Origin of the sequence: Vibrio sp. SG41-7 (genome assembly GCF_014164465.1) — a bacterium.
Classification (GTDB): domain Bacteria; phylum Pseudomonadota; class Gammaproteobacteria; order Enterobacterales; family Vibrionaceae; genus Vibrio; species Vibrio splendidus.
Genome location: NZ_JACJFF010000227.1, coordinates 1 through 3,580, shown reverse-complemented (window position 1 = coordinate 3,580; position 3,580 = coordinate 1). Strand labels below are relative to the sequence as shown.

The 3,580-nt window shown below is 44.4% G+C and carries 3 protein-coding genes and 2 pseudogenes; 4 read left to right on the top strand and 1 reads right to left on the bottom strand.

The annotated features are described in order from the left end of the window. Positions 1-133 precede the first annotated feature (133 nt). The 4 genes and pseudogenes from H5300_RS26000 to H5300_RS25985 all read left to right on the top strand — a co-directional run. Positions 134-1,057: pseudogene (locus H5300_RS26000) on the top strand (IS4 family transposase); the annotation flags it as partial. Between the two features lie 21 nt (positions 1,058-1,078). Further along, positions 1,079-1,345, top strand: a pseudogene (locus H5300_RS25995) (hypothetical protein); the annotation flags it as partial. Between the two features lie 230 nt (positions 1,346-1,575). Continuing rightward, positions 1,576-1,908: a hypothetical protein gene (locus H5300_RS25990; RefSeq protein WP_182797289.1), complete on the top strand. Its 333-nt coding sequence runs from the start codon at positions 1,576-1,578 to the stop codon at positions 1,906-1,908. Positions 1,909-1,938: 30 nt separating this feature from the next. Then, positions 1,939-2,601, top strand: coding sequence for a hypothetical protein (locus H5300_RS25985; RefSeq protein ID WP_182797288.1), 663 nt, complete (start codon positions 1,939-1,941; stop codon positions 2,599-2,601). 262 nt (positions 2,602-2,863) lie between these two features. Here the strand turns inward: H5300_RS25985 and H5300_RS25980 are convergent, their stop codons facing one another. Continuing rightward, positions 2,864-3,481, bottom strand: coding sequence for a hypothetical protein (locus tag H5300_RS25980; RefSeq protein WP_182797287.1), 618 nt, complete (start codon positions 3,479-3,481; stop codon positions 2,864-2,866). Between the last annotated feature and the right edge of the window lie 99 nt (positions 3,482-3,580).

Sequence of the window (3,580 nt, the reverse complement as noted above, 5' to 3'; positions counted from 1 at the left end):
GAGTTGTTTGATGGGCTTATTCGGATGCATGACCTATAGAATATACGATCCATGTAAAGCACCCTAGTAGGTTGAGTCTCTTTGTTTTCGGCCGTAGGCCGCTCAGGCGACACCGTCGCCGGTTCGTCGACGATTTGGCGATCAGATGTACAAGGTGATCACCGTCTGCGACCGTGAGGCCGACATCTTCGCCTATCTGCAAGAGAAGACTGAGCAACAAGAGCGCTTCGTGGTTCGCGCCAAGCACCACCGGCACATTGAACAAGCAGATGCCAGATTATTCACTCATCTTGCCGAGCAGCCAGAGCTTGGTCGTTATCAGCTGGATATTCCACAAAAAGGCATGCTTGATAGTAAAGGCAAACGCAAAAATCGAAAAGCAAGAACCGCTGAATTTACCCTACACACAACGCCTGTAACCTTTAGCCAAAGCGGGCAGAAAATCACACTAAATGCGGTCTTCGCGCAAGAGCAAGCTGCGACTGATGATGAGGCGAATTTATGTTGGTTGTTGCTGACCAGTGAACCAGTAGAAACCTACAAACAAGCCATGAAAGTCATCCACATCTACTCTCAGCGTTGGCGTGTTGAGGATTACCACAAAGCGTGGAAAACCGGTGCTGGTGCTGAGCGTCAACGCATGACTGAACCGGAAAACCTTGAGCGCATGGTGTCAATTTTAGCCTTTGTCGGCGTGCGGCTGATGCAACTACGAGAAAGCTTGACGCTTGCAGTCCAGCTCAAGGCTCGTGGAAGCTTAGAGCAAGCAGAGGCGATAGAATCACAGCCCTGTACAAACGTACTTACTGAAGATGAATGGCGCATCCTCTGGCTCAATGCTAACAAGCGCGGCGGACGTTACCCTAAAAAGCTCCCCAATGAAATTCCGACGCTCAAGTGGGCATACCAGGCCATTGGCAAGCTAGGTGGTTTTTATGACTCCAAGCGTACAGGCATCGCTAGTTGGGCAACGATGTGGCTGGGCTGGGACAAGCTACAAGATATGCTTAGCGGCTACTATTTAAGCAAGGAAACGGCAGCGTTGATGGGTTTTTAGGCTGAAATGTGAACAAGAGACAGCTGTGAAGGTTTGACTGCGAGTCAGTTAAACCAAGTAGATTGGAGCCAAGTCAATCTAGATGAATGGATAGGTATTTTGTCGATCACGGGCAACCTACCCGAAGTACCGTCACTGGATCTGGAAAGACTCACTGGCTCAGGAAGTACGCTAAACGTGGATGGAAACCGTCAAAGTACCGCAGACAGAGCCATTGAACGGCTAAACGGAATGGATGCCCAGAAACTGCGTCAGGAGGCGACGGAAGAAATTTCGGGGAATAATTGAGCACGTCCTTCTAAAACAGCTTTACCAATAATGTTCCTTTTTGGTTAATTTAAAGAACGTAATGTAACTTAAAGTAACCAATTTGGTACTTTGTTCCTCTTATGCTTACTGTTCAGCGTGTGCGCAATTTGCTCTGATTTTTTACTATTTTCAGACTGAGGAGGCTGCTGCAAAAAGGAAAAGCTGATAGTCTGGCAAATATCAAATTTATGATAAAAGGAAAATTAATAATGCCTAATTTCGATCAAAACTTTGAAGCTAATCGCTTGGCTATGCTTTCAAAACAACACCCTGACATTGTGAAGGTGTCAGGTGAGGTAGTGTTTCGTGCGGAAGATGATGAAGACCGCCTAAGCGGAACATCTTGGACTCTTGAAGATGACATTTTTGATCAGGTTACCGAATCAGGCTTCAAACTACACTTGCTTGAGCTTCTGGATAATTTCATAGAATACCGAGGTCAATGTAACGAGCTTCCGAAAAAGGAAGGGATTGTACGTTTCGGTGGTGGCACTTTAAATATCGAATGGCTACCTAATGGAACTACCCATCTATCCAAATGATGTTTCATAAGAACCTGCCGGAGTTTTTCTATGGATGATAAATCTGTTTCAGAAATAGACTGTCTTGATAAGTTGATGGTTGCATGGGAAGAGGCATTCCCGAAGGATTGGTATTTCAACTACGATGGAGTGATTTCAACTGAGGACTGGGATAGTTGTGGTAAAAAAGTTTTGTTTGTTTTAAAGGAAACAAATGAAGCAAAGCAAAATATTGTCAACGCTATTAATAGAGCTGTTGAAGTGAAGGCAAGTGGATGGTGGCGAGGAAAGGTTCTCCGTCGGGTGGGTCGTTGGGCTTACGGACTTCAAAAATATGATGGGGCTGTGCCGTCCCAGAGAGATGCTAAATTAAATGAAAAAATTGCCGTTAAGAGTATTGCATACATAAACATAAGGAAAACATCGGGAAGTGCGCGAACCGACCAAAAATCGTTTGACGCCCATGCCAGAGAATTTGCCCCTTTTGTTAGAAGGCAAATTGAGTTGATTAACCCTGACATTGTTGTACTTTGCGGCACATATAATCAAGTTAAACGTTACGTATTCCCTGAGCTTAAAAAAGTTAGCGAACGAGTACATGTTAATGACGGGGTTGTCTTCATCAATGCCTTCCATCCTGCCGCAAGAAAAAAGTCGGCAATGCTTTATCATCAAGTACTCGATAACTACCACGCTTACAAAAATCATGTATAACCAATGCTTGAATAGTTATATGCAGCGCAAGCCTTGCGTCGTATCTTGAAAAAGCCCCTTCGAGAGCAAACTATTTCGCTTTGGTGTGATGTTTTTTGAATTTTGATAAATTAAATCAAGAGCTTACAAAAAAAGTTAGACGTTTATTTGTCTAACCTTTTTTATTGTAACTTACTAAATTTTAAGCGTTTTCAAGTTGGTTTATCACACGACATAGAAATGCCTTGCTTCGAGAGGGGCTGGTTGATGGGAACCTAGTTGGCTAGTTGGCGGGGGTATCTGTTTCCTCTTCAGTGATATCGTCATCGTTTGAAGGCACCGCTTGCTCAACTTCTGCTTCTTTACCCTTAGCTTGGGCTGATTTTCGTGCTCGAATTTCGATATCAATAATGCGCCGAGCAAGTTTGATGATGCGCTGTTGCCATGCGTAGTTGCCATCAACACATTGCTTGTTGCTAAGCACGCTAGATAACCAGAGGGTGCCCATTGAGATCATCAATGCATCGAGTTTGCGAACTAAGCCAACAAACTGGCCAACCTGAGGCGAGCTGATTTTAGCGTTGAAGGTAATCGGGTCGGTGTAGTCAGGTACTTCATCGATGCCGTTGGACTCCATCAGTTTGTCCAAACGAGCTTGTTCGTTGTCTACCGCCTTAGCGCAATCCTCGATCAACTGGCTAATGATCTGTTCCACTTCATCAATTTCATTCTCATCGCCAATGATGCGCAGGATGACATCGATTCCGTAAAGCGCACTGACCGTCCGTCTAAAAACACGGTCAACGACACGTTGCGCCTGTAAGCTGTTAATTGTGAATGATTGTTCAAAGATGGGTTTTGAGTAATTGGGTTTTGCTTGATGGTTAAGAAACTCAATCATAACCATCAAGGTCGTTTACGGGGTAAATTTCCAGTTTGAATCGTGAGTGTTTACTGCAGATTTAAGGTCAGATTGTTTTATAGGCAATGTGGGTGTTTT